This window comes from Delftia sp. S65 (assembly GCF_016516495.1).
GTDB classification, from domain to species: domain Bacteria; phylum Pseudomonadota; class Gammaproteobacteria; order Burkholderiales; family Burkholderiaceae_C; genus Comamonas; species Comamonas acidovorans.
The window spans coordinates 1-408 of the sequence record NZ_JACVUR010000106.1; the positions used below are offsets into that span (position 1 = coordinate 1).

The window sequence follows — 408 nt, forward strand, 5'->3', positions numbered from 1 at the left end:
CCACCACCGCCACCACCGCCCACGGTCAGCGAGTACTGCGAGCCCACTTCCGTGCTTTGCTTGCTGCCGACCTTGACCTGGCGCTCCTGCCCCACGGTGAGGTTCTGGCTCATGCCCACCGTGGTCTGCATGGCCACGCCGATGTTCTCCATGTAGTTGACGCCGATGTTCATCATCTTCATCACACCCACGTTCTGCATGTAGGCCATGCCTATGGTCTGGGTCTTGAGCAGGCCCACCGTGACGTGCCAGTTCTGGCCTATCTTGTCGGTCTCGGTCTTGCCAACGGTCTTGCTGCGGTTCTTGCCGATGGAGATGGTCTCGTCGATGCCGACATCCTCATTGCGGTTGTCGCCGATGCTGATCTTCTCGTTGTGGTCCACCCGCTCCGTGCGGTTGTTGTGCACG

Annotated in this window: 1 protein-coding gene; it reads right to left on the reverse strand. The window is 60.5% G+C overall.

Features of this window, described 5'->3' with window-relative positions; translation table 11 throughout:
- Positions 1-408, reverse strand: a 408-nt coding sequence (locus IAE24_RS30015; protein WP_442778780.1) for a bacteriophage T4 gp5 trimerisation domain-containing protein, incomplete at both ends; no start/stop codon positions are given.